The sequence below is a fragment of the Paenibacillus sp. FSL P4-0176 genome, assembly GCF_037975265.1.
Classification (GTDB): domain Bacteria; phylum Bacillota; class Bacilli; order Paenibacillales; family Paenibacillaceae; genus Paenibacillus; species Paenibacillus amylolyticus.
This window is the reverse complement of record NZ_CP150242.1, coordinates 3677136-3696192: the sequence shown is the minus strand read 5'-3', so window position 1 is coordinate 3696192 and position 19057 is coordinate 3677136. Positions and strand designations below refer to the sequence as shown.

Below are 19057 nucleotides of genomic sequence, written 5' to 3'. Positions count from 1 at the left end.
CTGATGTTCAATATATTGTTTACGCTTTCATTATAAAATGAAGTGAAGGCCAATCGAGATAGGGATTACACGTCCGTTTGGATAGAGAAATGGTTACAGTTTTCAGTCCGTATGATGAAGGATGGTTAACATCTGATCATTTACCCTACCTACTGACCAACATTTGTCTATCTACCCCTCTTCTCGATCAAAAAACAAAAGCCGGCAGCTCCTAAAACAGGAGACTGTCGGCTATTTATTTCCTCTACCTAGCTGCCGATATTCGCTTGGCAGAAGACCTGTCAGTTCGCGGAAAATCCGGCTGAAATATTTTTCATCCGAATAACCCACTCGCTCCGCAATCCAGAAAATCGTATTATTTGTATTGAGCAAGTACTCTTTGGATTTCTCTACCCGGATGAAGCGGGAGTACTCATTAAAGGTTTTCCCCATCAAATCTTTGAAACATTGACTGAAATAACTTCGGCTGATATTGAGTTGTTGGGAGAGACCTGAAGCTGTATAGGCCTGTTCCAAATCCTGCTGCACGATCATCACCGCTTTTTTCACGGCATCGATGATTTCCTGTGAGTACGAAGTCTGTTCATCAGCCTTGCGAATGCTTGCAGCAGTCTGTTTGATCCATTCTTCAACCTCGTACCAAGACTCGAAAGAATGGATCATCGCGATTCTTCCAAGCGTAGTTTGGGCAAAAAGGTGGTTCCATTCCATCACGATTGAGTACAGCAATCCCATCAACTGACCTTTATGTAATCGTAAGGATATAAACTGGTCAATGAGTTGATTGTAGTAACTGTCATGGTGGGTCCATGGGGTTTGGAACCAAATTTGTTTAATCCGGTCAAGGTCCTCATCCTGTGGTTCATTTGAACATGTGTCTTCTTCATTCATGGAAACGGCAATGACTTGGTTATTGGGGTTGTAAACATAGAATAAAGACGTCTCTGTATAATTCATAATCCAGTTTTTGATTTGCGACCATGTTCGCTCTTGTACATCAGACAAAACCAACAACGTACACTGGGGAACTTGATGCAGGCATTCCTTCAATTGATGAAATAGTTGATCCTCTTCGGACGGGGGTGCAGCCCACATGCAGCTATGACGCTCAACCTCCCACCTTATCTCATCTTCATGCGCAGTTAACTCCGTTGGCCACTTATGCTCTGATTTCCGCTCCTGTGAAACAAGTGTATACACATTTCGATAATGGACATTGATTTCATCCAGCGAAGGCATCTTTCTTATCGTGCTTGTCAACCCGTTAATTCGGGTATGAATCCGTTGCAGAACATGTTCGAATTGCTCTTTCTCCAGCTGCACTTTGGCTATATAATCGATGGCTCCGAGTCTTAGCGCTTCCTGGATATAATCGAAATCCTGATGCAGTGTTAACACAACGATATGAAGTTCAGGATAGAGCTGCCTTGCAGCTCGCATCAGTTCGATCCCTGACATGACGGGCATCGCAAGATCCGTTAGCATCAGATCGACCGGTTGGGTTTTCAGAAAATCCAGTGCTTTCAACCCGTTGCTTGCTTCTCCTACAACCTCCATGTCGAACTCGTCCCATGGCATCGCAGAGCTAATACCTTTGCGTACCAGCTTATCATCATCTACAATCAATACCTTAATCATGCCGAGATATCTTCTCCTTTAATAGGCAATACGAGCAGTATGCTTGTCCCTGTTCCCAATTCACTCTCGATCACCAGTTGTGCTTGGTCCCCGTACTGTGCTTTCAACATGCGGTGAACGTAATTAAGTCCGATGCCCATCCCTACTTTTTGTTGTTCAGCTTCACGATTGTTCAGTAGATTATGAATGGTTTCCTCAGTCATACCTGCGCCATTATCTTGTATCATAATGTTCAACGTTGAAGTGCATGTCACTTCAATCTGAATAAAACCTTCGTCACTTAATCCATGATATAACGAATTTTCAACCAGCGGTTGCAGAATAAAGCGGGGCACAGGAATTTGAAGTACTTGTTCATCTGCAGTAATGCGGACGTCAAATTCAAAGTCATAGCGAATTTGCTGCAAAATTAGATACTGTCTTAGGGCATCGATCTCCTCTTCCATGGTGGATACTTGCCCTAATTTGCCTAGATTGTAATAGAGCAGCTTGTTCAATGACTGCACCAACTTGTCGATCTCCCCTTGTCCGTTCATGACGGCCAGCCAGTGCACTGTATCGAGCGTATTCATTAGAAAGTGCGGGTTGATCTGATAGAGCAGCTTTTCCACTTCCAGGTCTGCACGAATCTTCTCTTTCTGCTGTACTTCCGTGAAGAGGTCACCAATTTGATGCTGCATATTCGAAAATTCACCCAACAGAAAATCAAATTCGGGAATCTGAGTGCGAGCTCGGCTCACTGTCCTTTGTGGATTTTTGGACATCCCGTTGATCTCCGAATGGAACAGACCGAGTGGTTTGTACACCATCTTCCACAGGAGCCAAGCGAGAAACACGGTAAAGCCGAGGAAAAATAAAGCGACCAGCAAAATTTGCAGCAACCACTGGTTTTTCTCCTGTTGATATTGAGACTGCGAAATGACCGATACGACACTCCATTTCTGTGAGGAATCCTCCTTGAACCAGTGATACCCGCGGGATATTCCGTCCTTGGCAGGATCGACCGTTAAGCTGGTGAAATTCTCCCCTACCTTCATGGCTTCCGGTATTTCGCTGTACACAATGTTGCCTTCACCATCCAGGATGAGATGAGATAATGCGCCGTTGTATTGATTGTAGCCCAAGATATCTTGAGTGAGGCGAAAGCCTGATTCTACGTAAATGAACACGTCGTTCCTCTCTGATAGTTGCACTTTGCGCATAGCAGACAGAACGAGTTGATCATCAAATCGGTTCATACTCATATGGGGGCCATAGTACTTAATGCCATAGGTTTGGAAGAGCACAGGCAGAGACTCAGGAGAGAAACGATCCTTGATTGGAAAGTTGCCGAACTGAGTAGTACCTTCTTTTTGAAAGTAATACAGGGTTAATCCGATATTAGGATTGGTGAAGGTGACAACACTTAACTCGTTCTTTATTTCGTCCCTGGCCTCAATCAGTTCGAAGATATCGGAGGACGGATTCAAGAATTCATCCATTCTTTTGCCTAAAGTACCCCTGTAAGATAATTGTTGCGTCACATGATTCAGATTGGTGATGGAATTCTCCAATGAGGATGTCACCTGTTGTAAATTGCTGCGGATACCATCATCGATCTTATTTGCGAAAATGGAGTCGATCGTATAATAAGAAATTGCAAATATACTGATAAAGGGGATAAACGCACTGAGAAAGAACAGTAAAAATATTCTTTTTTTAAGTGTCATGGGAACCTATTCTCCTTCTGAAAATGAAACAGCAAGCCTCCTGCGTATGGAAGCTTGCTCTGAATATACATTCAAGCGGACAGGCTGTCTGTATCCTGTCCAAGTCCAATTTCCTTTCATCATTATAGATTGATATTCAAATAAGTCAAACGCTTTCATACTGTGCATATACAAAAAGTGCTACTCCTCAAAATGATGAGGAATAGCACTTTTATATGCGTACATTACTTCAGTTGTAATCACTTCTTGTTAATGGAATGCTCAAACATTTCAGTCTACTCTCGTACCGTCACATTTAATTTGTGTGATCTGGTTTCCCCTGAAGAATTGCGAAGTACAGCTTCATACTCGTAGATACCGGGTACCCTTCCAGAGATTGAGGTAACCGCAGACTGTGCACCAGGCGAATGAGATTGCAGCGATTGTGTGTCAATCGATACACCATTTTCGTAAAGTTCGTATTCGGCTGCGTTTGTTCCCCACCACAGATTCATGGTGACATTATAGTTGCCGTCACCGTCCCAGTTGTCGTTCGACAGAACGGCTTGCCCCGGGGAAGCATCCGTGACGATGACTGTCAGTGGAACACTCATGGTTGAACCCAGTGCATTGATCAATTCTCCAGTATAGATATAGGTGCCATTTTTCTTTCCAGTAATATCAACTTGAACAGATTGGGCGGACGGGGATTGATCGACCAGAGAAATTTCCTTAATCAATTCACCGTTCTCATACAGTTTGAACTGATTGCCGTTATTACCCCACCATAGATTCATCGTGATCGTGTAGTCGCCGTCTTTGAGCCCTGTGTCGTAACCATTATTATCAGATAACACCGGAGTGCCTGGGGCACCGTTTGCAAGTGGCGTTGTCTGATGGAGCCATTCCTCCCACTTAATCAGCACACTTGTCTGCTCATCCGTAAATACGGTTCCTCTAGCTGCTTGAACGTCATTACCGTAGGATGCAAGCAATTGACGCGCTTTTGCTCCTTCACGATCGTTTGTTGCCTGTTTGGCCTGCTGTAACGTGTTTGTGAGCTGATCAGCAAGAATGCTGGCATTAGGATCGATCGATTCATCAGCAAAGGTGTTGGTCAGATTAATCAGGCTGTCGAATGTAGTAATAACTGCAAAACTATATTCTACCGTCTGTTCCCACCCAGCCAAATCGGAGACGGTTGCCGTAACCTGGTTCAGTCCGGGTTCCAGTGTATACGCAGGTGTGTCGAGAAGCACACCCTCTGGTTCTTCTACACCGGATACCGAATCGGAGGCTGTATAGCCAATTTCCACCTGCTGATCAATGGTGTATTCGGTTTGACCATGAATTTCAATGGTTGGAGGTACGAGATCAATGGATATGGACAAAGACTGTTCGCTCTCTTTGTTACCGTCAACATCGACGCTCCAGTAGGTGATGGTATGTGTTCCTTCTTCAGTTAGGGTCAACTGTGTGCCACTCACCGTTTCGCCACCATTAATTTGATAATAGGTCCCTTCGATATCGGAATCTTCATCGCTTGCTGTGAAGGTTACTTGTGCCGGAGAAGTATACCAGCCGTTCTGCAATTCTCCTTCCACAGTTGCCATAGTATGCGGGGCCTTCTGCTCCGGAGATTCTCCTTCCAACGTAACAAAATCAGATATAGGTATATTCAATTCCTTCACAAGGCGTGCTACGAGTTCAGACACCTTGATTGCACCGTTCATTTGTAAATGTGTATTGTCTTCCGTTGTGCCTACCCACATGAATATCGATTTGGTTCCTTCTGTGCCAAGCTCCTGGAAATGCTCCCAACTGGCTTGGTTCAGATCGATGATAAGCGTTTCCGTTTCCTGCGCCGTTTCTTTCATCGCCTGTACGTATTCCGGGAAGCTTTTGTTCAGCACCTCTCCGGTAAAATCACGACGATTCACTGGCGTGACCAGAACTGGAATTGCCCCTCTCTGCAGAGCACCGTTAATGTATTCTTTGAGATATACCTTAAATTGCTCTGGTGTAAGATAACGCTCTGGACGTGCAGGTGTGGAATCGTTATGAGACCACTGCATGAACAGATAATCGCCTTCTTGAATGTCGAGTAAAATATCGTTGAGATATCCACCGACCAGGAAGGTCTTACTGCTCAAACCTCCAACTGCCCGGTTATCAATACTGACTTCATTTGGATCAAAATATTCACCCAACGTTTCTCCCCAGCCCGCTTGCGGACGATAGTTTTCCGCGTAATTGGCCACCGTGGAATCGCTGGCCAAATAAATAACTGGTTTATCACTTGCACTGTGATCTGGCAGTCGCTCCAGCTTCAGCGCATTGATCTTCGGTGCATTTCCGGTAAAGTTGAAGTTAAAGACCCCATCAATCAGGGCAACGTCATACGTGATTTCTTTGAATTCGCCCTTGGCAATGCTTGTAAGCGGCAGCTTTGTCATCTGCTCTACAACGACATTTGCGCTGGTCAATTCCTCCGTATCCCCGATGGTCATCGTTACCCGGTAATTCGCCGGCTCCATTTCCGTCAGGAAGGAGGTGCCGTTTACCCGTGTGAAATCCTCCTTGAGCAAATCTCCGGTTTCCCGGTTCTCATCTTTGGTCAGCGCAGTATCAGCAAAGCCGTACCCATTGCCTTCAATGTACGCTCTTTTGGCATCTACCTTGATGTATCCGTCGGCTGCGTCGCCAGAACCAAAGTCAAATTTGTATTCACTTATCTCTTCGCTTGGTTCACTTGTCAATGAATCCTTCGCCACAGTTAACATGTTAAACGTATGGTCAACTTTAGCCTGCGTGGCTTCCGTATTAAATATAGCTTCCGCAGCTACCAAAGCCCGGTTCACCACGGCCTTCGATGCATCTGTATATTCCGACAGATCAATTGCTTTGATCTCATCGTACAGAGCGATTAAGGCCGTCTGATCGCCACTCTCCGAAGAGAGCTGAGTGCCTTCAATCCGCACGTTGTCGATCTGGGTAGTCCAGTTCAACGTGCCTCCACCGCCTTTTCTTGTTCCCAGGAACCGCATGGATCTGACGTTGTCCGCATATGCACCGGAACTCAGCGAGATATCTGCAATCGTTTGGGTAACTCTCGGATCGGCTAGGTTCGTTAATGTCAGATCCAATGTTTTCTCGGCAAAATTAACGGTTGCATCCACATTGACCCACTGGTTCTTGGAAATATTTGTAGCCGTTCCCCCTTCGGGTATGGCTGTATCCCCTGTGCCGTAGTCTGGGTTATATGCACCAACAAAATAATGAATTTTGGTGCTTCCAGTTTTGGTATACAGCGTGAACAGGGCATTTTCGTTAGAATCCTGTATTGTGAGATGACCTTCTGATGGATAGGCAGTCACATTACCGGATTGCCAGTCAAAGTTCACGTTCACCTGATCGCCGTTTACGGCATCGAACAGACGGAATACCTTGGCCCGATTGCCCGATCCGGAACCCGCGACGGACAGTACCTTATTTCCAGACTGTTCAACAACGGTTCCCGTCATGGTTCCTGCAATACCCGTGGCATTGACCATCGCATACTGGTAGTTGGCAGCGTCGCCTTCAAAGTCCTCCTCATATAGCTGGGCTTCCGGTTCTGGTTCTGGCTCGGAAATATCCGGGTCGATGACCAGTGATGAAATGCTCAGCTCCATGTCTTTGACTGCACCAGCAACGAGTCCGGCAATTTTCTGTGCACCATAGCTGCTGAAATGCGTATTATCGTTGATCCCATTCGGGTATTTTGGATATTCACCCGGATTAGCATATAGGAACACTTTTTCCGTAGCTGTATTTCCAATTTTGTCGTAGTAAGCAATACTCAACTTGCTGAGATCAATCAGCGGCACGTCCTGCTCCTCCGCCACTTCTTTGGCAGCCTGAACGTATGCCGGGAAGCTGACGTTGAATTCTTGAGTCACTGTATTAAAATCTCTGCGCCCAACCGGAGTGAGCAATACCGGTGTAGCGCCCCGCTGTTTGGTACCGTTTACATAACGAGCCAAATAAATCTTATAGTCCTCCGGTGATGCGTAACGGTCCGGTATCCCTGCACTCGCGTCGTTATGACCAAAGGAAATGAAGAAAAAGTCCCCCGGCTTAATTCGCTGCAGGATCGTATCGAGACGACCGTCTACCATAAACGATTTGCTGCTTCGACCGCCGATCGCATCGTTCACGATCACTGCCCCATTGGAGAAATAACGTCCGAACTGCTGCCCCCATCCTTCTTGAGGAGCCTGCGCTTCACTGTAAGATTGCATGGTTGAATCACCAGCCATATAGATCGTTGTTGCCGCACCAGCCGCTTTCTCTGGATATTTCTCGATGATGACGTCTTGGATGTCTATGGCTGTACCCGTGAAGAGAAGATCGAGCTGTCCATCCACCAATGCAACATCATAGGAATACTCCAGTGGTGCTCCTGCTGTCACATTGGTTAAGGCGAGCTTCTGAACGAATTCGGATTTGACTCCAACGTTCGAGTCTTTTGTATCATTGCCCAATCGCAGCGTCACCTTATAGTTGGCATTTGGCAGGTCAACAGCAAATGTCGTACCTGTAGCGACCGAGACCTGGTTTGCCCCTACCGTAACATCACTTGTATCCTTGAAGCCGTATCCCGGATCTTGTGCGTAGAGCGTATCCTGTATGTTCGTACTTCCTGACGCAGTCTCTGTACCGAAATTAAAACGGTAGACCGGCTCCAGCATTTCAGCTTCGCGGGTCAGAGTCAGATCGGCTTTAGGGAATGCTGTAGCTTCCGCTCCAAGATAAAAGCCGGTATGAGGCGGCTGGTTGTAGGCTACATTTTGCCAGGCTACGCCAAGTCGATACACAGGGTCCTGCATCAGCGTAGGGATGCGATAGTCTGAAGGAATGGTCGTTGTGTAGAGACGATACTCCGAACTATCTTCGCTCCGCAGCAGAAGCTCCTCACGCCAGTCACCCAGAATGTCCGCCTGAAGTGCCGGATTGCCTTTGGTATGGTTGTTCGTTAACGTACCGGTCGCCCGGAAGATTTCATTCAGCTTTTTGTTTTGGTAATCCCACTTATAGATGAGCGGAATACCTTTGGCTGTGCTATTATCCCACTCATGGTCCAACAGCTCCCGCTGAAGATCTCCATCCCACCAGATGGCGAAATTGGCGGTTTTGGGCCCTTCCTCCACAGTGTAGATAGCCTCTCCGGCTGCTGAATAGGTATTGGTTACAGGTACACTTTGCCCGTTGGTAACGGTCGTGGCCCATGATTCGTAACCCGGATAGTTCGGATCAATGTCCGCCGACATCCCGCGACCGGTGTCAAAACCTGTTTTCTCACCCCAGAGGATTTCACCTGTTGCCGCATCGCGCATCTCCAGACCGTATGCCGCATCAGAATGCTCATGCACGCTTACGACCTGATAGCCCTCCCGGTTCGGATCGAGCTGGCCGGCGTGCATGGCGTCACCGTGGCCGAGTCCGGTGCTGTACAGCAAGCTGCCGTCATCATCAATGGCCAAGGCGCCAAACATAATTTCGTCCTTGCCGTCCTTGTCGACATCCAGCACACTTAGATTATGGTTGCCCTGTGATTGATATTGTGATCCTGCTTCGTTTGTGTCGAACGTCCAGCGTTTGACGAGTTCCCCGCCAACATAATCATAAGCAACAAGCACTGTGCGGGTATAATACCCCCGGCTCATCACAACACTTGGCTTCGTACCGTCCAGATAAGCAATCGCGCCAAGAAACCGATCTACACGGTTGCCATAGCCGTCACCCCAATCGTTGACGTTGCCTCTTGGCGGATCATAATTCACGGTGGATACAGCCGCGCCAGTCTCACCGTTAAACAGCGTGAGATATTCTGGACCTGACAGTATGTATCCGCCGTCGTTGCGATAATCCTTCGTGCCATCACCAATGACTGTGCCTTGGCCATCCTTCGTGCCGTCCGCGGTCTTGACAACAACCTCTGCCTTTCCGTTGCCATCCAGGTCATACACCATTAACTGCGTATAATGCGCTCCGGCGCGGATGTTGACTCCCAGGTCAATTCTCCACAGCTTGGTGCCATCCAGTTTGATAGCATCGATATACACATTGCCGGTATAACCTGCCTGCGAATTGTCCTTGGAATTGCTCGGACTCCACAGGAAGACAATTTCATATTCGCCGTCCCCATCCAAGTCAGCTACGGAAGCATCTCCTGCATAATAGGAGTAAGTTCCACCATCCTTAGTCCGGCCATCGGCCGGTTTATCGAGCGGAATAGGCAGATAATCGTTATGCCAGACCGATACAACCTCCGGTTGCATTTGCTCTTTGCCTGCAATAACGGTGGAGATCTGATATTGCGAGCTGTCGAAACCAGTGGTGTCCACATAGTTGGTCACATCGCTTATGGGCGATGCGTTCACTTTGGTTCCATTTTTATATATATTAAAAGCGATATCATCTGGATCGTTGTTTAAATACCTCCAGCTTAAAAAAACGCCGTTGTCTACAAGAACCGCAACCAATCCCCGGTTAAGATACTCTGCTTGGCGACCCGGCAGGCTGCTTGATGACTCTGCACGTATCGGCGCCGGAGGAACAGCCAGTGAAATAACCATAAGGAGTGCTAAAAAAGATACAAACATCGATTTTTGGATGGAAACAGTTCTTCGGATCATTCGATTAACTCCCCCTTATCTAAAAATTCATTTTTAGAATCATCAGTTCGATCCTGCCCAGCTTGTTGTCATATGAACACAATTTACAGCCACCTCCTCTTTATGTTACCGCTTACATTTATCTTACAGGTCTAAAAAAAGACAGACAATCTAAAAAATGTGACGTATTATATAAGATAATTGACTTTTTTAGGAAGGAGATGAAACGATGGTTCATACGGTTTCTTATGCTTTTCGTAATGACGATACATCAATCATGACACTGGACTCTATTGGATGGCAGATCGTTTCTAGCGAGGAATATCGTTGTCCAAGTGATGATAGACCGGACCCGGGGCATGTCGTTTTTCAATACACACTTAATGGCCAGGGTTATCTGGATATTGACAATCAAACGCTCCCTTTACCGAAGGGACATGCCCTACTTGTCAAAATTGCAGGAGAACATTGCTATTACTATAAACAAGAGAACAACGAACCATGGGAATTTATATGGATCAACATTCGCGGGGATGAAGCTAACCGAATTTGGGATATGATGCATGATAATGAGGGACATGTCATTCGACGAAACGCGGACTCTCCCTTGATTCAAGAGTTATGGCAAATTATCCATTTGATTCATCAAGAGAAGGTTACGGACAAGTATCGCTTGTCCATGCAAATCTATCGGTGGTTGCTTATCCTGGTACAGACGAGTCGGGATGCGGAGAAGGATATCGGTGCCCTATCCATAACAACGATTGAGAAATGTAAAAAGTTCATCCGAGAGAATTATGCATCTCCATTGACGTTGGATCTTCTAGCCAGCCATTGCGATATCAATAAACACTACTTGTGCAGGTTATTTCAGAAATCCGAGAAAACATCACCGCTAGCCTATCTTAAAGACAGACGCATTGAGGTTGCAATCCGACTACTCCGCACAACGGAACTTCCGATTTCTCAGATTGGTCAACAATGCGGGTTTGAGAGTCCCAGCTATTTCGGCAAAGTTTTTCGGCAATATATGTCCATGTCTCCCAAAGAATATCGCTTGAATAAGTTAGAGTTTCCTTATGAGGCCATCTATTATGAATAACCGAACCGCCGTTTGCTAGTCGTCTTTGGATTGGGAACTGCTCTTATACCAATACAATAAAAAAAGCCGCTAGAATAGCGACTTTTAATGGAAATATGTTCTTTGTGTGCTTCGATATTTGCTGCACTTATTGAGCGGTGTATCCTCCGTCTATGATCAGGCTATTTCCTGTCATATATGAAGAATCGTCGCTAGCTAGGAACAGAACGGCTTTGGCCATCTCTTCTGCTTGACCCAGACGTTTCATTGGTGTTGCCGCTGAAAGTGCTTGTTTGCTCTCTTCCGGGATAATCGGTGTATCGATAAAGCCTGGGCAAAGGGAGTTCACCCGAATATTCTGCTCAGCATACTCCAGCGCGAGCGAACGAGTCAGGTTCACAACGCCGCCTTTAGCTGCATTGTAGGCTGCAGAGCCAGGTGAACCAACCCATCCGTACATGGAAGCCGTGTTGACGATTGTACCTCCACCAATTTTGAGCATTTCGCGAATCGCTTCACGTGCAACCAAGAATACGCCGTCCAGATCAACATTGACTGTATTGCGCCATTCGGTATAATCAAGCTCATGCGTAGGATGAACACGTCCGATTCCCGCATTGTTGAATACGATATCGACTTGACCAAATGCTTCTACGGTTTGTTTGAAAATCTCAGAAACCTCTTCTTCACTTGTTATGTTTGCTTTAATAAAGAGAGCCTCTGCTTTAAGCGCTTTCAGTTCCTGCTCAAACGCCTTGCCTTTTTCTTCATTTAGATCCACCAAGACCACTTTAGCTCCTTCGGAAACGAATAAGCGAGCTGTCGCTGCGCCAATCCCGGATGCTCCTCCTGTGATGACTGCAACTTTATCTTGAAGTTTGCCCATGAATAAATCCCCCAGTATAATATTTTGAATAACGCCTATATAAATAGTGCTATATGATGTTTACAAAACTAATTCTATGCTTAAAATTGTAACAATCCAATCATTAAGATGTGACCAAGTGTCTACCTCGTAGACACTTTATAAAACTATGTCTATATTTATAGGAGTTTTTTTGAATGAATAATGAACTTATTGTGACATCTCAACATCGTAATCGAACCAAGGAGCACCTAAAAACTGCTCTGATTCAGCTCATTAAGAAAAAAGGATTCCATGGTGTTTCTGTCAAAGACATCGTTGATCAGGCGGGTTATAATCGCAGCACGTTTTATTTACACTACCAGGATAAATATATTCTCGCCGAAGAGTTGTTAATTATGACACTCGAAGGATTGAGGGGCGAAGTAGGCAAACCTTATTGGCACGGTCAAAAGGTTTCAACAAACAAGCTGGATGCCGAATCTTTTCAAATCGTGGATTATATCTACGAACACCGTGACTTCTTCGAGTTGATTCAATACGATGATACGTTACCCGGTTTACATACAGGCTTTCCACAAACCATACTCAAAATCTATCAGGAGCAATTTGTCTTTGAGACGATCAACAACTCCCCAGTGAACATGGACTATTTCAAGTACTATACCGCCTACGGTTTTTTTGGACTACTAAACAATTGGATATTAAGCGGATATCGTGAATCACGCGTGGCATTTATCAAAAACGTGATTGAACTCACCAAAACGCATATTCACTCTTTTCATTATGTCGGTAACACGTTTGAATCATGATCTCGAGTAAGTTGATTTGTGAACATCACGATGAACGATATGTCTGCCTTAGATAACAGGCTAGTTGCAGATGGAGCAGATGCTCCTGATTACTCAGGGACATGCCCAGACACCAACAGGACGCAAAATCACAAGGGATTTACAGCACAAATAAAAAAAACAGGCATGCATTTACACGAGAGGAATAAAATCCTCAAGGTACATGCATGCCTAAGTGAAAATTAATTAGATACAAGCCCAAGCGGTAAACGGACTATGTCCTTTTCTCTAGACCATTGAACATAGACTACTCTATATAAATTAAATCATTATAATACGGGTCCCATTCTCCAGTTACAAATCTAGCAATGACTGCTTTTTCTAAACTAACAGGTGACCAAGACTCCAGTTCGGAGGCAACTTCAATCTGTGAAGCACTGGGATTTTCAGTCACAATATCACCCTTATGATCTACCAATGTATATCCATCTTCAGTTTCCTCTTTGTACATGGGAAATGTCATCCTAGGTATTGGAGCATTACCAATCACTTTCCAGATACCATCTTCAATCCTGGAGTTTACAGTCTGTAATAAGAAAATGATTGGATTAGAAGTGATCTCACTTACTGTTGGGTGTTCCATTGATATCAAATCAAATACAATCATACAATCTGATATTCTTCCTTCAGAAACAACTCGTCCATAACAATTCAAATCCTGATTTAGTTTTATTGAGAAGACATCTCCTATCTTCACCGAAACTCTTTTTTTCATTATTTTATCCTTTACTATTTCTTTTTTATTCGACCTAGTCTTCTAAGTGGAAGTTTTAACAGCGTATTAATTATTCAGGGTTGCAGAATACTTTTCAGTACCAGTTTTATTAATTAAAGCAACTTCAAAATCAGATACCCATGTAAGTTCACCTAGATGTTCAGCATAGGCAAATTCATCTGGTTGTTCTGATATGACCTTCTCTAAATGTACTTGCGTACCATCACGTTGTAAAATAGATAGGAATATATCCATGCTATCTACATTATGATGACAAATGACTCTAGCATTGTACTCTTTATTAGGGCTCTTCACGTCTTTTTTCCAAGTCCATTCATTTACATAATCTAACTCCTCTATTTGCAAAGCTATCTCCCTAAATGGATCAATATCCAAATTATTACGTAGAGCAAGTTTCTCTATGCCTTCCATTAGCAGGCGAAGCGTAGCCTTTTTTTTCTCCAACTCATTTTTTCCACTAAAGTCATTCAAACTAAATTGGATCGGTACCGAACACACACCAGAATCGTTAACAATACGTTCATCCGTAATGTTTTCTACACAATCTATTAGGACTTTCCAACAATCTTTCGTTTTGTATTTCCCCAACAGACGTTCATACATCGCTGTAATACAGCGAGTTTCCAAACTAAAAGAGCGTCTTTTCCATTTCCAATTCAACGCATAATCTAATTTTGTTGCTTCGTTGTACTCACATTTTTGTTTTTTCATTATAGATTCAATATTTTCATCATCTACAATATACGGTAAATCCAAATTGAGTTCTTTTAGATACATCTGGTTCTCTCCTTAGATTACTCCCGATGGTTAGTGCATTATTAACTTCTATCCAAACTTGAAGCCCAATTTTTGAAGCAATTAAGCATTTCTTCTAAATTTTTTGCTCCCCCTGCACTGTGAAACACTCCATCTCTCACGATACAGTAGAACCAATCTTCTTCATTTCTCTCTTCTTCAATCGAATCAAATGGCACATCTTCTAAATAGGTATCCGTCAAATCGATTTCGACAGACCAACCAGGATTATCCACCGTATCAATTCGCACACCGTATGAATGCTCCCAATCACCGTCACAGTTTTCATAATACCAGCTTTGAATCCATTTTAGGATATCCATCATCGTGACCTCTTTTTTTGTTTTTTCTACTCTAGGGACTTATTATTTAAAGGAATTCTCATGCCATGTTGCATACTTTTTTCGTATGAATTACCTTTTAGTAATAATTTGCTTTTTTTACGTAGGGTATACTTAAAAACAAGGGGAAAACTTTATTTCAAATCAAGGAGGTCATTATGAATAAAATAATATTGTTTATCTTCATTAGTATGATTATACTTTCGGGCTGTTCTAACAAGGATGAGAAAGAGAATTATCCAGTTTTCGAGGGCACTGTAGTATTTAAAACAGATGAAAATGACAAGTACAAATTTCTTGTTCTTCAAAATGTAAGTAAGGAAGACCTGGAGAATGGAAATCTTGAGGATTTTATAGAATTAGCACAAGACCAGGAAGGTTCGTATTATTTGGTCAATAGAGAAACATATGAAACAATTGAGGTAGGGCAAAGAGTAAGAATTACTACTGGCTTTGACCAACTAGAACCCTCGCCACCCATTAGAACCGTTGTGAGTATTGAAAAAATAGGCTGAGAATTCTTCGATTGTTTAAAACGATAAAAAGACCTTAACGTTTCAAAGCAAACGTAAGGTCTTTTATCATTTTGTTTTCAAGAGTTCGGAGTTAAATCTCGTACGGATAAATCCGACCGGCCTCTCCTCTCATTAGCCCTCCCGAAATTCATTCAAATCAATGCTAAGGCTTTTAAGGTTTTTTAATCATCTCTACGCCGTCAAAGGTAAGGCTCTCCATTTCCGTTTCCAATACACCAGCTACATGCTTTGTTTCTTTATATTTAAAGTAATCAAAATCGGCATGTTTTCGGGTTCCACCTAGATCCTGCACACAAAGACCGATATAAGTTCCCGTAAACCGGATATACTCTGGAGATTCATCGGACAGATGTGTGATATCAACCCACCCGCCTGCAGTATTCCAGGATGAATCAGTATTTAACGCATAATAAAAGCGGGCGCGATCTTGATCCACCACCACCTTTAAACGGAGCGTGCTCACCAACTCTAGCGGAATATCCTCCAGCAGTTCATCGTATACCCCGTATTTGGACTGAATGATCCCCAGGCAGAGCCCTTTCTCCTCATGATAAGTTACACGTAAGTAGAGATAGTCCTGGGTATCGTAGTACAAAATCAATCCGGCCATTTGCTGTGGATGGTCCGGCGCAAATTCCAGACACGTCTCGGCTTCACACTTCAAGGCCTGAAGTCTCCGTGCGATCATGCTTTGCCTGTGCGTTGAACTCATCGACTCCATGCCGTGCAATCGTATGTAACCGGGACGTTCCGTCAAGCTGAGCCAAGTCGAATCGGGTGGAATGCGAAGTGTATTCCAATCATGCCGAAGCTCAAAGTGATCAAAGTCATCCATTTCAGCAATCGGCTCAAACGGATGGGACTGGATCATCGGTGCAGGCACCTGAACCTCCGGATATCGGTCACCGCTCGCAAGTCTCAGCCAGCCGTCCTCACTCCACGTACATGGCTGAAGTGCGGTCTCACGTCCAAGAATGCAATATTTGTGCTGAACGGGTCGTCCGACCAGATGAGCCATGTACCATTCGCCGGTATGCGTTTCGACCAGACTACCGTGGCCTGCCTTTTGCAGAGCTAAATCCGGTCTGCCGTATGAAGTGAGGATCGGATTGGCAGGATCGACCTCATAAGGACCTTGTAACGTACGGGAACGTGCTGAGGTAACCGCATGCTCATAACCGGTTCCACCTTCAGCCGTAATGAGATAATAATAGTCCTTGTGTTTATACAGGTGGGGTGCTTCGGTCAGGCCTAATTCTGTTCCCTTAAATATGTTCATGGCCGGTCCGATCAGCTTATGTTCCTGGACGGAATATTCCTGAAGAACGATGCCTGCAAACCGATTTTTGCCCTTACGGTGATCCCATATCATATTGACCAGCCACTTACGCCCGTCTTCATCATGAAACAGGGAAGGATCAAAACCGCTGCTGTTCAGATACACCGGATCGGACCAAGGGCCCTCGATATCCGTTGCTGTCACAAGGTAATTATGGGTATCTTTAAAAGCGCCTACCCGGCTTTTGACATCGGTGTAGATCAGGTAAAACACACCGTTGTTGTAACTAAGACAGGGTGCCCATACGCCTCCGGAATTAATGTTGCCCTCCATGTTCAACTGCGTTACACGAGTCAGCGGAGAAGCGATGGGCCGCCAATGAACCAGATCCCGGGAATGGTGAATTCGTACACCAGGGAACCATTCAAAGGTGGAAGTGGCGATATAATAATCCTCCCCTGCTCGGCAGATGGACGGATCGGGATGGAAACCGGGCAGGATGGGATTGGTGATCATTTTCTGGATCTTATTCATGGAAGAAACCTCCGGTATGAAAGTAATGATCTGTACAACAGCAGATTCACGAAAGGTAGATATCAGTACCAGCCTAGCGCTTTTTTGCCGGCTTCCAGGGCGGTTATGATCCGCTCGACATCATATACATTCCCTCTCCAAGTCCCACCGCTGACCGATTGCAATGCAGCCCAGAGCTTTGTATCATCCGGCAAAGCTTCATCAGGTCTCATATCCGGGTGGAAGGGCCTTTGTGCCAGGATGAGAGCGCCTTCTTCCGGTGAAAACTCCAGATCGCCTTCTCCGACAAAGTTAACGCTGCCCTCCAGCGTGTTACGATCAACCGCGATGTCAATCAGGTCTCCGTTCCGCAACTTGCCAATCGGTCCGCCTGCCAGCGCTTCGGGGCCAACATGACCAATACATGCTCCGGTGGAAACACCGGAGAACCGGGCATCCGTAATCAGTGACACGTATTTGCCAAAAGGCAAATGTTTAAGCGCAGATGTAAGCTGGTACGTCTCCTCCATTCCAGTTCCCGATGGACCTCGCCCGAGAAGCACAACAACGTCGCCAGCCAGAATACCTCCCGTCTTAATCGCATGGATCGCCTCACGTTCAGTGGTAAAAACCTTTGCTCTGCCACGATGACGATATACGCCATGTTCATCCAATACAGCAGGATCAATAGAGGTGGATTTGATGACAGAACCTTCTGGAGCGATATTCCCGGTTGGAAATGTTACAGTCGATGAGATTCCAAGCCGCTGAGCGTGCTCTACACTCATGATGACACTGTCTGGATCGATGCCGTCCTGCTCTTTTAACTGCTTCCGCATGAGATGACGGCGTTCCGACGATTCCCACCAGTCCAGTACCTGACCCAATGAAGTACCTGTAACCGTTGGTACAGACTCATCCAACAGACCAAGCTGTCTGAGGTGTAGCATGACCTCAGGGACACCTCCTGCCTGAAAGACACGTATGGTCGGGTAAAAGATCGGTCCATTTGGCAGGGCGCTAACCAGCCTTGGAACATTTTTGTTGACCTGTATCCAGTCCTGTACCGTGGGTACGGTTAAACCGGCGGCATGGGCAATCGCCGGTATGTGAAGAAGCAGATTGGTCGATCCGCCAAACGCGGCATGAACGGTCATCGCATTGCGAATGGATGCATCGGTGACAATGTCTGCCATCCTCATCCCCTGTGACTCCATATGGATGAGTGCACGTGAAGATTGGCGCGCCATTTCAAACCAGATGGGCTGTCCGGAAGGTGCAAGCGCAGCATGTGGCACTGTCATACCCAGTGCCTCTGCTACAACCTGGGCCGTAGCCGCGGTACCTAGAAACTGACAGCCTCCTCCCGGTGTAGCACAAGCTCGACATCCTAAATCCGAAGCCATTTCCAGAGAAAGTTCCCCGTTGACGTACCGTGCACCGATGGTCTGAATTTTACCGGCATCCTCTCCATCGGTAGGCGGAAGTGTGACGCCACCGGGAACAATTACACCAGGCAATTGCGGCATGCCGGCAAGTGCGAGCATCATCGCTGGAAGACCTTTGTCACAAGTGGCGACACCAAGCACGCCTTTACGAGTTGGTAGCGAGCGAATCAGTCTGCGAAATACCATAGCGGCATCATTCCTGTACGGAAGCGAGTCAAACATGCCGGTTGTCCCCTGTGATCTGCCGTCACACGGATCGCTGACATATCCAGCAAACGGGATTCCTCCCCGGCTTGACAGTTCTTCTGCGGCAGCCTTCATCAGCAGGCCGACCTCCCAGTGGCCGGTATGGTAACCGAGTGCTGCCGGGCTACCGTCTTCATTCCGTATGCCACCTTGTGTACTCAAGATCAGAAATTGTTTTCCGTTCAATTCCCCGGGCTTCCAGCCCATTCCAACGTTCTGGGACATGCCGAACAAGTCGCCGCTTGGAGCATTCCGCAGCAAATCATCCGTTAAAGGCAGACGTCCGGCAGCCCCTGGAGCATGTGCTATGATATCGAAGCAGTTGGACGCGGTCTCTCCCATAATCGACGTAATCTGTTCGTACATGATAGCCTCCCACAG

Annotated in this window: 12 protein-coding genes; 3 read left to right on the top strand and 9 right to left on the bottom strand. The window is 45.6% G+C overall.

What is annotated here, in order from left to right; genetic code table 11:
* Window positions 1-231: 231 nt before the first annotated feature.
* The 3 genes from MKY95_RS16650 to MKY95_RS16640 all read right to left on the bottom strand — a co-directional run bounded on the left by MKY95_RS16650 (window position 232) and on the right by MKY95_RS16640 (window position 10006).
* Window positions 232-1638, bottom strand: a complete 1407-nt coding sequence (locus MKY95_RS16650) for a response regulator (protein ID WP_339193433.1) — start codon at window positions 1636-1638, stop codon at window positions 232-234.
* Window positions 1635-3347 carry a histidine kinase gene (locus tag MKY95_RS16645; RefSeq protein WP_339193431.1) on the bottom strand — a complete coding sequence of 571 codons (1713 nt, stop codon included), beginning with the start codon at window positions 3345-3347 and terminating at the stop codon, window positions 1635-1637. The genes MKY95_RS16650 and MKY95_RS16645 overlap by 4 nt, the downstream gene beginning before the upstream one ends.
* A 275-nt stretch (window positions 3348-3622) precedes the next feature.
* Entirely contained in the window at window positions 3623-10006 is a 6384-nt protein-coding gene (locus MKY95_RS16640; RefSeq protein ID WP_339193429.1) for a GDSL-type esterase/lipase family protein, read from the bottom strand.
* Between the two features lie 208 nt (window positions 10007-10214).
* Here MKY95_RS16640 and MKY95_RS16635 point away from each other — a divergent pair, with 208 nt between their 5' ends.
* A complete protein-coding gene (locus tag MKY95_RS16635; protein WP_036671442.1) occupies window positions 10215-11087 on the top strand; it encodes an AraC family transcriptional regulator in 873 nt (290 codons plus the stop codon).
* Between the two features lie 127 nt (window positions 11088-11214).
* Here the strand turns inward: MKY95_RS16635 and MKY95_RS16630 are convergent, their stop codons facing one another.
* Window positions 11215-11952: an SDR family NAD(P)-dependent oxidoreductase gene (locus MKY95_RS16630; RefSeq protein WP_076317783.1), complete on the bottom strand. Its 738-nt coding sequence runs from the start codon at window positions 11950-11952 to the stop codon at window positions 11215-11217.
* 176 nt (window positions 11953-12128) lie between these two features.
* Between MKY95_RS16630 and MKY95_RS16625 the strand changes: the two genes are divergently transcribed.
* Window positions 12129-12743, top strand: a complete 615-nt coding sequence (locus MKY95_RS16625) for a TetR/AcrR family transcriptional regulator (protein ID WP_076317784.1) — start codon at window positions 12129-12131, stop codon at window positions 12741-12743.
* A 286-nt stretch (window positions 12744-13029) separates the two neighbouring features.
* On the opposite strand, the gene MKY95_RS16620 is transcribed toward MKY95_RS16625, so the two are convergent.
* The 3 genes from MKY95_RS16620 to MKY95_RS16610 all read right to left on the bottom strand — a co-directional run bounded on the left by MKY95_RS16620 (window position 13030) and on the right by MKY95_RS16610 (window position 14639).
* On the bottom strand, window positions 13030-13497 hold the full coding sequence (locus tag MKY95_RS16620; RefSeq protein ID WP_339193426.1) for an Imm26 family immunity protein: 468 nt from the start codon (window positions 13495-13497) through the stop codon (window positions 13030-13032).
* 66 nt (window positions 13498-13563) lie between these two features.
* On the bottom strand, window positions 13564-14295 hold the full coding sequence (locus tag MKY95_RS16615) for a hypothetical protein (protein ID WP_076317786.1): 732 nt from the start codon (window positions 14293-14295) through the stop codon (window positions 13564-13566).
* A 41-nt stretch (window positions 14296-14336) separates the two neighbouring features.
* Window positions 14337-14639: an immunity 53 family protein gene (locus MKY95_RS16610; RefSeq protein WP_235193831.1), complete on the bottom strand. Its 303-nt coding sequence runs from the start codon at window positions 14637-14639 to the stop codon at window positions 14337-14339.
* 173 nt (window positions 14640-14812) lie between these two features.
* Here MKY95_RS16610 and MKY95_RS16605 point away from each other — a divergent pair, with 173 nt between their 5' ends.
* The gene (locus MKY95_RS16605) at window positions 14813-15169 is read left to right on the top strand and encodes a DUF3221 domain-containing protein (RefSeq protein ID WP_076317787.1); all 357 of its coding nucleotides are present in this window, start codon (window positions 14813-14815) and stop codon (window positions 15167-15169) included.
* Between the two features lie 172 nt (window positions 15170-15341).
* Here the strand turns inward: MKY95_RS16605 and MKY95_RS16600 are convergent, their stop codons facing one another.
* Both MKY95_RS16600 and MKY95_RS16595 read right to left on the bottom strand, forming a co-directional pair.
* Window positions 15342-17003: a glycoside hydrolase family 43 protein gene (locus MKY95_RS16600; RefSeq protein ID WP_076317788.1), complete on the bottom strand. Its 1662-nt coding sequence runs from the start codon at window positions 17001-17003 to the stop codon at window positions 15342-15344.
* A 62-nt stretch (window positions 17004-17065) separates the two neighbouring features.
* Window positions 17066-19042: a YjhG/YagF family D-xylonate dehydratase gene (locus tag MKY95_RS16595; protein ID WP_339193421.1), complete on the bottom strand. Its 1977-nt coding sequence runs from the start codon at window positions 19040-19042 to the stop codon at window positions 17066-17068.
* Window positions 19043-19057 lie beyond the last annotated feature (15 nt).